Raw genomic sequence first — 13,066 nt, 5'->3', positions numbered from 1 at the left:
TGCTTTATTCAACTATTTCAATCATAAATGGCACAGAAACAATGAAATAATAAAAACCATCAAAAACATGATACAAAAAGCAGCCTAAATAAATGAAAAAAAGGATATACCAATTTCCACACTAATATTGACATTACCTAATTTGTTCGAGGTTTCATATTATCTTATACCTTAAAATCTCCGACCAGGTTTCCGATTTCTGGGAAACTTAGGGGCTGTCTAACCTTTTTTATATTAATAAATTAGATGTTCTTTCAGGCATCCCCCCTCTGCCCCTTCACTCTCAGAAATGATTGACTTTCACCCTGTCAATTGGTAAATTGATAATTCTAAATATGTCCCGAATTTCTGAAAAAGAGCAGTTGATAATTTATGGGCGGCTGCTGTATGAAAACCGCTTTATAGCCGGCGCGGGTGGAAATCTCTCTCTGCGCCTTCCGGACAACAATATTCTTATAACTCCATCCGGCATGAGGAAAGGCTTTATGGAGGAGGATGATCTGGTTACGGTGGGACTGGACGGGACAAAAATATCCGGGCCGCGGAAACCATCGAGCGAGATGCTAATGCATCTCTTTGTATACCAGTCGCGTCCAGAAATATTTGCCTGCTGTCATGCTCATCCCCCTTTTGCCACTGCTTTTTCGGTAATCGGGCGCCAGTTGCCGGCCGATCTCCTGCCGGAAGTAGTGCTGGCTGTGGGAGATATCCCCCTGACGGAATACGCCCCTCCGGGCACAAAGGCGGTTCCCGAAGCCATCCGACCCTTTATTGCCGGTAATCAGGCATTTCTGCTCCGGAATCACGGCGTATTGACAATCGGCCGGACTATGGAGGAGGCCTACAACCGGATGGAAACTGTTGAACATTATGCCCAAATACTCTATATTTCCGAGAAAGCCGGCAGTCCGAACTTCCTTGACCCGGAGGAAATGCGGCGCCTCGCAAAAATAAGGGACTCTTTCGGCCAGGACAATAACTAATGATTAAGAAAGTTGTTTTGGATAAGGCGGATCGACTCTATCATTTCCCCTTTGATCTGGAGGACTATTTCCCCCGCAAGACTCTCCGAACTTCAGAGAAAAGAACGGCGACAATTGATTTGGGACATTTCCGATGGCCAATTGCGGAGGCGGAATGGAATTATCATGAGTCGCCATTGGAGCTGGCCGCGGCTGAGGATATTATCAGACTTAAGGCGGCTCTGGCCGATTGGCTCAGGAAAGAGTATTCTCTGAAAATCGATCCATACCGGGAGATATTTATCGGACACGGAATCAGGAGAACCATATTTGACCTTTGTCTTGCGTTTATCGAATATGGCGATATCGTCCTTTGTCCCGAACCGGGGCTGCCGGCGTACCGCCGATGCACTATCGCCGCCGGGGGGGTTCCGGTATCATATCCGATATCGGAGCGAACCGAATTCAAGCCATCGTTCAAGCGTCTCTCGGTCAAACTGGGGAAGCTGGCCAGAATAATGTTCCTCAACAATCCCCATAATCCATTGGGGACAGTTCTTGATGAGACCGATCTGGCGGAGTTAGTCAGAGTCGCCTCCAAGGAGAATATTTTCATCATCAACGACTCCGCCTACGGCTCTCTGGCTAAGGAAAAATATGTCTCTCTCCTGGCCATTCCCGGCGGAGATAAAGTGGCGCTTGAGGTTTTCTCTTTTTCATATGCTTTCGGCCTGAAATATCTTCCCTTTGGCTTTGCCCTGGGCCCTTCGGCGATAATCGCCGGGCTGGAATCGATAACCAGGACCACGGGGCTGTTTATTCCCAGGGCATGGGTGGAATATGCCCTCAGCGGTATCAACAGTTACCCCTCAGCGGATTTGACAAACACTCGAAAGAATATTGACCAGTCCCGTCTGACCGCCCGGGAAATGGCGGAACAGTTCAGCTGGAAAGTGGTCGGGAGTGATTCGGCGCCGTTCTTATGGTTGAGGATTCCGGGGAGAAGGGATTCGGCATCGTATGCCGCGGCGCTCTTCCGCAGGAGGAAAATTCTTGTCCTGCCGGGAAATGCTTTTGGCGAGAGTTGTGACGGGTATGTTCGTTTGTCTCTCACGGCAACACCGGATGAATTTCGTGCGGCCAGTGAAAGATTGACGCGAGGACTGATAAGGCGAGGAAACAAGGGAGAATAGGCATGGATGTCATCAGACTGAACAATATGGTATTTTACGGATTTCACGGCGTTACGGCGGCCGAAAAGGAAACCGGCCGGAGATTCGAAGTCGATTGCGAACTGGAAACGGATCTGGCCTCTCCGGGACAATCCGATTCCCTGAAAGACACGGTTGATTATGCGGCCGTCTTTGGGAAAATCAAGGATATTGTCGAGGGAAAGGCCTTTTCGCTGGTGGAAAGTCTGGCCATATCGCTGGCCAACGAGATTCTCAGGGAATTCCCGGTTTTCAGGGTGACGGTGAGAGTACGCAAAGTGGTCCCCCCTATTGCCGGGACGATCGATCATATAGAATTCGAAGTCACCCGTCATCAGCCTGATGCCGCCAAGATTTTAGCCGATGATAAGAAATAAGGAGGAAATGCATATGTCCAATAACATATTCTTATCACTCGGGTCGAATCTGGGCGATAGAGAGGGGAACCTGGTCAAAGCCGCGGAGATGATCGCGCATCTGGAGGGATTTGAGGCGGTGGCCTTTTCCCCCGTATATCTCAGCGCGGCGGTAGAGATGGCTCAGCCGGCGCCGGATTTTCTCAATATGGTCATCAAAGGAGATTACATTTATTCGCCGCTGGAGCTTCTCAACAATCTTGAACGACTCGAAAAGAAGCTGGGGCGAACCGGCAAGGGAAATTATCAGCCGCGATCGATTGATATCGATCTTCTTCTCTTCGGGAAAGAAATAATCGAAACCGAGCGTCTCTCGGTCCCGCACCGAAAAATGACCGAACGTACTTTCATTCTCGCCCCCCTGCTTCAGATTGAACCGGACTTGATACATCCGGTGACAGGAAAGAAAATGGCCTCATATCTGGATGAGGAAGAAAAAAATCAGCTGATTATGTACAAGGAATCATTGACGCTTCATGTCTGAATCAAGATATATCGCCGTTGAGGGTGTGATCGGAGTCGGCAAATCGACCCTGGCCAAAATGCTGGCCGAGGAGTTGAAAGCGGAGTTGCTTCTCGATGATGCCATGAACAATCCGTTCCTGGTTGATTTCTACAAGAATCCCAAGAGGTATGCTTTTTCCGCCCAATTGTATTTTCTTCTCACCCGTTATCAGCAGCAGCAATCGCTTATGGCCTACGATCTCTTTGCCCAGAGAATTATCGCCGACTACTCTTTTGCGCGCGACAGGATCTTTGCCTCGGTCAATCTCAGCCCCCGCGAGGCGACTCTGTATGAGAAGATTATCCCCCTGCTTAACAGCAGCATCCCCAAACCGGATCTGACGATATATCTCCAGGCTTCGACGCCGGTGCTTCAAGAGCGTATCCGAAAACGGAATTATACTTTCGAGCGCAATATTGATGCCGATTATATCCAGCAGTTGAATGAGTCGTTCAATTATTTCTTTTTTCATTATGAAGAGACGCCTCTTTTGGTGGTCAAAACCGATGATATAGATTTTGTCGAAAACCGAAGCGATTTCGAAAATCTGGTAGAACTGATCAAAAAACCGGTGTCGGGGAAAAAATATTACGTGCCGGCGGGGAGCAAAAGCTGATGGTGGAACAGTCGGAAAGAAAGAAAGTGACGGTGGCCCGCTTTCTGGACAGGAAAATTAAGGGGGAAAAAATAGCGGTATTGACAGCTTATGATTATTTCACCGCCCGGATACTCGATAAGGCAGGTGTCGATTCGCTTCTCGTGGGCGATTCGGTCGGGATGGTGCTGTACGGCGAGAAGAGCACGCATCCGGTGACCATGGAGATGATGCTGGCGCATGTGCGGGCGGTGGCGCGCGGGACCCGGTATGCACTGGTTATCGCCGATATGCCGTTCATGTCATACCAGCCCTCGCTGGAGACGGCGATTATCAATGCCGGGAAATTCATAAGAGAGTCTTTTGCCGAGGCGGTCAAGCTGGAAGGGGGCGTGGAGATGGCCGCGACGGTCAAACGGATTGTCGAGTGCGGCATCCCGGTGATGGGGCATATCGGAATGACGCCGCAGTCGATTCACCGGTTCGGCGGCGCCCGGGTGCAGGGGCGCAAAGAAGAATCACGGCAGTATCTCATTGAATCGGCGCAGGCGCTTGAGGAGGCGGGCGCTTTTTCGATGGTTCTGGAACTGGTGCAGGCCGACACAGCCAAGGAAATTACCGAGGCGGTGCACATACCGACAATCGGCATTGGCGCGGGAAAGGATTGCGACGGACAGGTACTGGTCGTCAACGATATTCTGGGAATGTATGATATTTATCTGCCGCGGTTTGTCCGCCGCTATGCCGATTTACCACCGATTATACAAAAAGCGGCTTCTGATTTTGTCGCCGATGTCAAGTCGGGGGCATATCCCAGCGAGGATGAGTCATTCCTGAAAAAAGAATAGGAAGCCCAAGAGGGTACAAAGATGGCACTGAAATTCAAGTGCTCCAAATGCAATCAGGCGGTGGTCAGCGGCTTTCTTAAAAGAGGGGAAACGATGGCCTGTCCTTTTTGCAGCGGCCTGGTCACTATTCCGGAGAATGCAACCGAAACCAATGAACCGCCGACGGTTCGTTCAGCTTCGTTCACACCCCCATCAATGGAGAAACAGAACCTCGAATTGAAATTGACGGAGCGGGACGATCTCTTCCCTGTCTGTCCCCACTGCGGTGCGGTGTTGAACGAGATATATATGCGGACCAAGGGAGTCCCGATTTTCACTGCTGACAACTGCGTCTATTTTTGCCCCCATTGCCTGAAGGTACTCAGTATTGCCCGCAGCCGGATGATGTAAAATAATCCGGGCAACGGTTGTACTTATTTATAGCAGCCTGAATGGAATTGAAATGCTTCACTGGAACGAATATATCAAGATATTTATCGCGGTGATGGTGATTATCGATCCGATCGGCGCCATCCCGATATTTCTCAGCCTGACCGGACAGCAGCAAAACGCCGAGAGACGCCATACCGCCCGAATAGCCGCGTTCGCCATGGCGGTGGTACTGGTAATTACCTGCATTTTCGGCGAGACGATTTTGAAGTTTTTCGGAATCAGCATGGCCTCGTTCCGGGTGGCCGGCGGGATACTGCTTCTCTTTTTGGGGATTGCCATGATGCATGCCCGCCAGAGCACCAGCAAGCATACGCCCGAGGAAGATAAGGAGGCCGAAAGCAAAGAGAGTATTGCGGTGGTTCCGATGGCGATGCCGCTTCTGGCCGGGCCGGGAGCGATAAGTACGCTGATTATTTACTCTCAGGAGGCGCCCGGCTGGGAACACAAAGGGATTCTGATCGGCAGTTGCATTGTCGCGGCGATAGTGCTCTGGATAACGATGCTGGTGGCCATACCGCTCAGCAAATGGCTGGGGCGAACCGGTATCAATATCGCCACCCGTGTTATGGGACTGATTCTGACCGCCATTTCGGTGGAATTTATCGCCACAGGCTTAAGCCAGCTCTTCCCGGGATTGCTGGGGTAAGTAATAAGCCCCAAGTCAAGAATCGCGTTCCTTAATTTCCAAAGTAATACCCCATATAATTGGAATTTCATGATTGCTGAGGGGGCGGCGATCGCTGTGATTAGCCTGATTGGAAAAAGGCAGGCTTATCCTATTTGGAAAATATCATGACCAAGGCAATGATTATGGCCAGAGCGACAATGGAAATGGCATAAGGGAGTATTTTTTTCTTGCTCCAGAATCCGTTTTGCGGCGATTCTTTGGCCAGCGGTGTCTGACGGCTGATGATGCTGTTGCGGAATTCCTCCCAATCGTACAGAAACTCATCGGTGCCCTTGTAGCGGGCGGTCATCCGGATAGCCAGCATTTTGTTAAGAATATTCTGGAGCGGGGCGGGAATCGATTTCTGCATGGCACCGAAAAATAATTTTCCGGCCCGGTCATAAGCCGGATTTTTGCCGAGAAGCATCTGATACAGTATCACTCCCAGGGCGTAGATATCTCCCTGCTTGCCGGCCCGCCGTTCCGGCGGGGCATACCAGTTTTTTTCCACCATGGTATAATGGGGCGGCAAACCGAAATCGGTGAGTTTCAGTCGATCCTCTTTGGTAAAAAGGATATTCGAGGGGCGAAGATTACCATGGATGATATTGTTTTTGTGGGCAAAATCGAGTCCTTCGGCCGCTTCGGCAACGATCTCCAGCGCCTTCTCGCAGGAATAGGTCTTGACCATTCTATCGGCGAGCGACCCGCCGGGGGCGTATTCCATCATCACCACCAGCCGCCGCAGGTCTCCCCCGGCGCCGAAAATATCGATAATATTTTTGTGCCTCAATTTGGAAAGAAGCCGCGCCTCTTTGAGGCCGGTAGAACTCTTTTCGTTTTTCTTTATGACATACCGTTCATGAGTCTCTTTATTTTCCACCAGCATGGTTGAACTGTACTTGGACTCCCGAATGGTATCGAGAAACTGGCATTTGCCGATAAATGACTCGGCGCCGCCGATTCCGGTTTTTGGCACGGTCGCGGCGCGGCCTCGGCCCGACATGAGGTTCAGTAGGTCATCTTTCAGCTCCACCGCGCTCTGGTACCTCTCCCGGGGATCTTCGGCCAGACAACGGGAGATTATATCATCAAACCGTTTCGAAATGTTGGCATTTATTTCGGAGGGAAGTTTGAAACGCCCCATGGGGCGTTTTCCCACCAGTATTTCATAGAGCATGATGCCGATCGCATAAATATCGGTCGTCAGGTCGACCTTTGTCGATGATTCCCGCTGCTCCGGAGACATGTAGGCCAGAGTTCCCATAACCACATCGGAGTGGGTCATCTCATGATCGCTTTTTTTCAGTATCTGGGCGATACCGAAGTCGGCGATAAGGGTATTTCCCTGGCTGTCGATTAGGATATTGGCCGGTTTGATATCCCGATGAATCACCCCGTTCTTGTGAGCATAATCGAGCCCCTTAAGAACCATGACAATAATATCCATCTTGTCACGGGTGGAGTAGTCGCCGGAGTGAATAATCTCTTTGAAGGAGGTACCATCGACATACTCCATAACAAAATAGTACCGCCCATTGGCAATGCCTTTGTCGATGACATGTACGATATTGGGATGATTGAGGGCGGCAATAGTGGTCGACTCGCGGTCAAAGCGGCGGACGATATCGGGGTCATTGGTAAGTTCCGGAAAAAGAATCTTGATGGCCACGGGGCGATCAAGGGATTTTTGCCGAGCCCGGAAAATTTCGGCAATTCCCCCCTGGCCGACTTTGGCCTGGATTTCATAATCCTTGATTTCCGGGAAGGCCTCGCTTTTAGTTATCTGCTGCGTCATAAAAAAATATGAGGATACCCCTATGGGGCTATCCTCATATATAATCGGCAGATAGAGGGGGAAATCTTATTTCATCAGCAACATTTTCCGGGTAATTGATTCTTTGCCCGCATTGAGCCGGTAGAAATAGATGCCACTGGGGGCATTAGCGGCTTCCCAGGTAAGGGAGTGACTGCCGGCGGTGAATTCACGATCGGCCAGAACGGCAATTTTCTGCCCCAGAAGGTTGAATATTTCAAGACGGACCGAGGCCTTCCCGGGCAGGGCAAAGGAGATGGTTGTGGTCGGATTAAAGGGGTTGGGGAAATTCTGGGCCAAGTCGAGGGCTCGCGGCAGAAGCGCATCATCGTCGGTGGCCAGGTCGGTGGAGTGACGGATTTCGACAGTACCGGCTGAGAAATCGGGCAGAAGAGTGATGATGCCGGAAGTATCGGCCATCTCAACCCGCTGGCGAATATGGATAATATTCCCATCCTGATTGATGGTTGAATCGGTATTCACAGAATCTATGCCGACAATTGTATTGGGCGCCACGGCAGCGGCGGTGAAATAAATCGTGGCGACAAGGCCGGAATCGACCGTCACAGTCGGTAGCGGGAAAACAACGGGCGGGATATATGATATTTCCAGACGGTTGCCATCAACGCGGAAATAACCTTCCATGCTGGAGGGTTTTATCGAGCCGGTGAAATCGACATAATTGCAGGTCAGATAAGAACTGCTCAATTTGAGAGGTATTTTGATCGCCGTCACAGGATAATTGTTTCCGTCCATAAGGACTTTGATCACAAAAGACTCTCCGGCATTGACCGCCTTGCTTTCGATCATAATCCGGCCGGTATACCCCGGCGGCGTGGCCGCTCCGGCTTGGAAGATGCAAAGCAATGTCATAAATGTGAAGAGAGTTATCGCTTTTCTCATATCAATCATCCTTTCCCCGAACCCGTCAAAGGGTTTTATTGTGTTACTTTTCTTATTCATAATAGCCATGTTATTGGTTTTCTGATATTCCATTTGCGCAAACCCGGTGCCATAGAGAAACGAGAATTGCGCCATTGCTTCAGGGGAAGATCGACTGTATGATTTTTGAACTACTCGAGCTAAAATTTCGTCAGTGCCGAAACTGATCGCTATAGAGAGAAATGCCCTTTTTCACAATATGAGACGGTGGCCGGACGGTTCAATCGATCGCACCGGCCACTCTCTCGTATCGTGGATTATCCAAGACATCCTTGAATGGGTAACGCTCCACCCTGATAAAGATATCTTATAAGATAGGTGATATCCTGAATGTTTATCCGGCAATCGCCGTTGGCATCGGCGTCATTGAGGACACTCGGAGCAGGGCCGCCCTTATAGAGATAATTGATGAGGCTGGTAATATCCTGAATATTTACCCGTCCGTCGTGGTTGACATCACCATAGTGCGGGGTCGGCTCGGCAAAATAGGCCAGAATCCTCTGCACCAATGCTTGAGCGCTCGATTCCGTAAGATAAAATATCGGGAAACCCAAGACCACCCTCTTAGCGAACCCGGTATTGAAGGCTATGCCTACCGGCTTGTCGTCAAAATAAGAACCCGGAACATTGGATCGAAACCGATAAATTACCTCGGCGTTCGGGGCAGCATCAAACACGGTGATATTGGATATTTGGCCATACAATGGCGCTCCCGGATTCAAATCCAGAGCCGGCCAGTCACCTTCACCATCGGCACCTACAAACTGGGGCTGGGCATTTAATTGAACGCGGGACAGGCCGAAATGGTCGTAGAAGAAATCGCCGGGATATAAATAACTGGGACCGGTCACGCTATACACCGATCGCCACCCTTCCAGAAACATATTCGCTCCATACCCCAGGTACCAGTCCAGTGAATCGCGTGAATTCTTCAGCAGGTGAAGAGTATTGTCGTCATCACTCCAGAATATCGCTCCGTACTCCCCGGCTTTTGACCGGCTCAATCTGGTTGCGGCGTCATCAATATTGAACCTGTCAAATGCTACTCCTTCCAGGACAAGATTATAAAATTGGGTTTGTTGATTTTCAGTGGGGGTGTAAGCATCATAGGCCGTTTCATCAACGAGCAGAAGCGGACGGTCAAAAGTGGCCGGTATGGCGGCAATAATACGGGAAGTATCGGACTGGTTAAGATCATTATCAATGGCAAGAATTGCGTAGGAATATGTTACGTGCGCAGTAACGTCAGTATCGATGATAACGGTGTCAGTGGTACCATCGGCAACCACCTCCCAGTTCCCAACCGAAACCCGCCGCAGCAAGTGGTAATGATTGAAATCCAATTCGGTATTGGCCTTCCAGACAACAGATATATGCATGGAATCGGGATCGACTGAGACGAATTGGGGAGGACGAGGGTTAATTTGCGGTGCCAGCGAGTCTTCCTTGAGTTCTATCGAGGAGTAACCATCCGGGCTAACCGCCATAGCGGAGGCGTAGTATTTTTGTCCCGGAATGAGGCCGGTAACATCATAGTTGCAAATGCCGGGCTCGATCACGACGGAGTCGTCATATCTGCCGGAATATCCGCCGCGGGTCGGTCCGTAAAAGATATGATAGGAACAATCGGGAAGGCAGTTTTCAATCTTGAAACGCAGCGACTTTCCATCGCCACGATCAATTATTTCTACGTAGGCTGGGTCGAGCGCACGGTTGATAATTCCGAGACTGGCGGCGCAGGTTCGGACAACCTCTTCGGCATAAGAAAAATCCAGATAGACAGATGAATCGGGCGGTCTATGAATTCGGGGATTGAAATCCCACTCCGACAGCCCCACGATCGGAAATCCTTGCTCATAGAAAGAGAGTTCATCGCTACCGGAAGAAGAATACGGCCACCAATCCGGGACCATAGTGGCGACCCTCTTTGAGGCTTCACTGAAAATCTTGCCGTAGGCAAAATTAATGGCGCTGGTTATCAGAACTGTATCGACAGGACTCAAGTCGTGAGCAATCATATCGAAATTCAGCATGAATTTTACGCTGTCGTTATTGCCGCGCATCTGCCGAGCCATAAAATCGGAGCCGACCTTCCCCACTTCCTCGGCCGAAAACGGGGAAAATATCAGGGTATAATCGCAGTCAAAATTCTTTAACACTCGCGCCAGTTCCAAAACGGCGGCCGTGCCACTGGCATTATCATCGGCGCCGGGAGCATGGAAATAGTCCTCGGGATGCCACTGGTAGGAATCATAATGAGCGCCAATAACAATATACTTATCCGGATGAGTCGTGCCAGGCTTGATGCAGACGACATTATACGCTGTTACCGTGCCGCCGTCATAATGGTCTAATCCCGTGAACCATTGCGGATATACGGTGCTATAGCCAAATTCACGGAATTTGCTTTCGAGCCATTCTCCCGCGGCATCTATGGAGTCGGAATAAACACAGCGGCTGTAGAAAGCCTGCAACCGGAGAATATAGGAGGTAATCGAATCGACGCTGACAAGATTGGCCAGGGTATCACAGGGGTAGCTGGCCAAGGAGGGGGCCGGCAAAAATGGCGATTCAAGGAAGAATGGGGTCTCTTTGTCGCTCATCGGGCTGACGATGAAACCATCGGCCCGCAGTTGAGCAATCCGCCCGCTTTCGAGCCGGGCCAGGCGACTATTCCCGGCCGAATAGAGAATGGATATCCCTTCCGGCGAAACCGAATCACGGTGATTTTCGGGCGCAACGAGGTAAATCATCTCGCCCGCATAATTGCTTGTCACCAATTCAGGACTAATGCCCAGGACCGAAAGTCTCTGCGCTTGATCTCTATCAAGCTCGACCAGGAATCGGCCGCCGATTACCCCATGAGCATGCCCCGCCAATTCCTTCAGCGATTTCAATTGACCGGCATTTTCGATCCCTACCAGGAATAAATCCCCGGCCAAAGCTATTCGGCCTATCAAGAGCAGCCCCAGTGTAATCAAAAGAAGCTTACGACGCATAATTCGGTCCTCCCGCCGATAAGTAAGATTAATTTGTTATCATTACCGTCAAAAACCCTGCAGTTGCAGAGGCGACTGTTATTGCTTCTCGCCTAATTGCTTCTCCAGCTACAATTGGCGTCAACGTTTATAAGTTGAGGAACTGCTAAACAGCAATTCTTGCAAAATGATTACTCTTGAGCATAGCGCGAGGAATGTATGGCGACAACACTTAGTGAGGAAGAATCCAGTTTTAATATATTGACATTGCTCCATGTTGTCAAACCATTTATGCACAATAAGTTATAATCGTAGACAATCTTGACTGCAAATGACCATCAAACGATTACCTTGTACTCTGATTAAAGACAGCCCGCAAGACCGGAAAATATGGATCCTCAGACTCATCCCCCCTATAACAGGACCTTATTTCTCGTGATTGAAAATGACCAATTCAATAGTAGAGCCGGGGATTGAATCCCGGGATTGAGTATGAGAAAATAACTCCGTTGTTAATCGTGAGCTTTTAAGAATGGCAATATTCTGCAGCCGGGCATCCTCTTCGGCACTGCCCGGCCGTTCATTCATATCTTGTTTATTCCACGCATCCTTGTTCGGGTGCGCCGCCACTCTGATACAGATATCTAATGAGATAAGTGATATCCTGGATATTTATCCGGCAATCGCCGTTTGCATCGGCATCATTAAGAACACTCGGAGCCGGGCCGCCCTTATAAAGGTAATTGATGAGAAAAGTAATATCCTGAATGTTCACCCGACCATCGTGGTTGACATCGCCATAGTGCGGCGTCGGCTCGGCAAAATAGGCCAGCACCCTCTGCACCAATGCCTGGGCACTTGTTTCAGTCAGTTGGTAGAGCGGGAAACCGAGCACCACCCTCTTTCCGAAACCGGTGTTATAGGCGATCCCGACCGGCTTGCCGTCATAATAGCCACCCTGTATATTTGACCGATAAGCATAGATTACCTCAGCATCGGCAGTCTTCTCAAATATGGTGATATCAGACAACTGCCCATAGAGCGGTTCACCCTGCTTCAGTTCCAGATCGGGCCAGCCGGTCGCGCCATCAGCACCAATGAAATTAGGTGAGGCGCTGATCTCAACCCTGGAAAGACCCATATGGTCATAGAAGAAGTTTCCGGCATAAAGATAACTGGGGCCGGTTATGGTATGGATGGTCTTCCAACCGGCCAAAAGCATATTGGTGGCATATTTCAGGTACCAATCGGCGGCATAAACCTCACTTCCGAAATAATGATTGGCATTATCGTCATCAATCCAGAAGATGCTTTTATACTGTCCGAAATCGCAGCGGGTCGGATTCTGATTTATAGTGTCAACGTTCATCTGGGTATAGGTCAATTCTGTCAGGATGCTGTCATAAAATGCTTTTTGCGCGAATTCGGTGGGGTTGATGCCGCCGGCGTTCGTTTCATCCACAAACAACAGCGGCCAGTCGAAAGTGGCCGGGGTCGCCTGATTGATTCCGGAACTGTCGGATTGATTCAGGGCACTATCAACCGCAATAATCTTGTACCAGGTTATCGTATGGGGCGTGACGTCAACATCATGATAAGTTGTATCGGTGCAGACGGCCCCCACCTCCCAATCGATCATATTGCGGGTTCTGACGACATGATATTCTTTGATGTCCAGCTCGCCGTGTTTGCGC

12 protein-coding genes are annotated in these 13,066 nt (G+C 49.9%); 8 read left to right on the top strand and 4 right to left on the bottom strand.

Features of this window, described 5'->3' with window-relative positions; genetic code table 11:
* Positions 1 to 335 precede the first annotated feature (335 nt).
* The 8 genes from NT002_11795 to NT002_11760 are packed head-to-tail and all read left to right on the top strand — an operon-like array spanning position 336 to position 5,615.
* Positions 336 to 983 (top strand): class II aldolase/adducin family protein, encoded by a 648-nt coding sequence (locus NT002_11795; protein MCX6829947.1) that lies wholly within the window; start codon positions 336 to 338, stop codon positions 981 to 983.
* Entirely contained in the window at positions 983 to 2,155 is a 1,173-nt protein-coding gene (locus NT002_11790) for a pyridoxal phosphate-dependent aminotransferase (protein ID MCX6829946.1), read from the top strand. Before NT002_11795 ends, NT002_11790 begins: the two co-directional genes overlap by 1 nt.
* Positions 2,156 to 2,157: 2 nt before the next feature.
* Positions 2,158 to 2,550 (top strand): dihydroneopterin aldolase, encoded by a 393-nt coding sequence (gene folB / locus NT002_11785; GenBank protein MCX6829945.1) that lies wholly within the window; start codon positions 2,158 to 2,160, stop codon positions 2,548 to 2,550.
* A 13-nt stretch (positions 2,551 to 2,563) separates the two neighbouring features.
* Positions 2,564 to 3,073 carry a 2-amino-4-hydroxy-6-hydroxymethyldihydropteridine diphosphokinase gene (gene folK, locus NT002_11780; GenBank protein MCX6829944.1) on the top strand — a complete coding sequence of 170 codons (510 nt, stop codon included), beginning with the start codon at positions 2,564 to 2,566 and terminating at the stop codon, positions 3,071 to 3,073.
* Positions 3,066 to 3,710 (top strand): deoxynucleoside kinase, encoded by a 645-nt coding sequence (locus NT002_11775; protein MCX6829943.1) that lies wholly within the window; start codon positions 3,066 to 3,068, stop codon positions 3,708 to 3,710. The genes folK and NT002_11775 overlap by 8 nt, the downstream gene beginning before the upstream one ends.
* The gene (gene panB / locus NT002_11770; GenBank protein ID MCX6829942.1) at positions 3,710 to 4,537 is read left to right on the top strand and encodes a 3-methyl-2-oxobutanoate hydroxymethyltransferase; all 828 of its coding nucleotides are present in this window, start codon (positions 3,710 to 3,712) and stop codon (positions 4,535 to 4,537) included. The genes NT002_11775 and panB overlap by 1 nt, the downstream gene beginning before the upstream one ends.
* A 21-nt stretch (positions 4,538 to 4,558) precedes the next feature.
* Positions 4,559 to 4,927, top strand: coding sequence for a hypothetical protein (locus NT002_11765; protein MCX6829941.1), 369 nt, complete (start codon positions 4,559 to 4,561; stop codon positions 4,925 to 4,927).
* A 52-nt stretch (positions 4,928 to 4,979) separates the two neighbouring features.
* Positions 4,980 to 5,615, top strand: coding sequence for a YchE family NAAT transporter (locus NT002_11760; protein ID MCX6829940.1), 636 nt, complete (start codon positions 4,980 to 4,982; stop codon positions 5,613 to 5,615).
* A 130-nt stretch (positions 5,616 to 5,745) separates the two neighbouring features.
* Here the strand turns inward: NT002_11760 and NT002_11755 are convergent, their stop codons facing one another.
* The 4 genes from NT002_11755 to NT002_11740 all read right to left on the bottom strand — a co-directional run.
* A complete protein-coding gene (locus tag NT002_11755; protein ID MCX6829939.1) occupies positions 5,746 to 7,434 on the bottom strand; it encodes a serine/threonine-protein kinase in 1,689 nt (562 codons plus the stop codon).
* 66 nt (positions 7,435 to 7,500) lie between these two features.
* The gene (locus tag NT002_11750) at positions 7,501 to 8,355 is read right to left on the bottom strand and encodes a T9SS type A sorting domain-containing protein (GenBank protein MCX6829938.1); all 855 of its coding nucleotides are present in this window, start codon (positions 8,353 to 8,355) and stop codon (positions 7,501 to 7,503) included.
* Between the two features lie 296 nt (positions 8,356 to 8,651).
* Positions 8,652 to 11,393 (bottom strand): M20/M25/M40 family metallo-hydrolase, encoded by a 2,742-nt coding sequence (locus tag NT002_11745; protein MCX6829937.1) that lies wholly within the window; start codon positions 11,391 to 11,393, stop codon positions 8,652 to 8,654.
* A 574-nt stretch (positions 11,394 to 11,967) separates the two neighbouring features.
* On the bottom strand, positions 11,968 to 13,066 hold a 1,099-nt coding region (locus NT002_11740), incomplete at its 5' end, for a dockerin type I repeat-containing protein (protein MCX6829936.1).

This window comes from Candidatus Zixiibacteriota bacterium (assembly GCA_026397505.1).
In the GTDB taxonomy this organism is placed as follows: domain Bacteria; phylum Zixibacteria; class MSB-5A5; order GN15; family PGXB01; genus JAPLUR01.
This window is presented reverse-complemented; position numbering and strand designations above follow the sequence as displayed.